This window comes from Brevibacterium sp. FAM 24630, assembly GCF_049804075.1.
GTDB lineage: Bacteria > Actinomycetota > Actinomycetes > Actinomycetales > Brevibacteriaceae > Brevibacterium.
In genome coordinates this window covers 1-485 of sequence record NZ_JBNBZD010000080.1, presented here as the reverse complement: position 1 = coordinate 485, position 485 = coordinate 1, and the positions used below count along the sequence as shown (strand labels likewise).

Genomic DNA, 485 nt, shown 5'->3' with positions numbered 1-485 from the left:
GGCTCTTCGTAATCGAGAGTGTGGGTCAGGGATTTTCAGACACGGCGAGTCGCTGCTCAGATAGGCGTCGAGGTCTTCCGATGATGGAAGTTCCTACACCGTCCATCCGAAAGACCTCGACATGGCCAAGCCTACTTTCTCGACGCCTGACCTCACGACCTTCTGCCGACTCAATGACCTCGATCTGACCTGCACCGGCCAACACATCACCGGGCACAAGGCCATTCTGGAATGCCGTCCAAACACTGCTGATGACTGGTGCCGACGATGTGGTGGTCACGGGATCGTTCGCGATACCGTCGTCCGCCAGCTGGCCCACGAACCTTTCGGCCACCGACCGACCACGCTTCATATTCGTCTCCGCCGTTACAAGTGCGTCGAGTGTGGCCGCGTATGGCGTCAAGACACCACAGCTGCGGCGCCACCACGAGCGAAGATCTCGCGAACCGGCCTCGACTGGGCGTTGCGTGCTCTCGTGATCGATC

Annotated in this window: 1 protein-coding gene; it reads left to right on the top strand. The window is 59.8% G+C overall.

What is annotated here, in order from left to right; translation table 11 throughout:
* Positions 1 to 121: 121 nt before the first annotated feature.
* Positions 122 to 485, top strand: a 364-nt coding sequence (locus ACPUD7_RS17815; protein ID WP_425120658.1) for a transposase family protein, incomplete at its 3' end; no start/stop codon positions are given.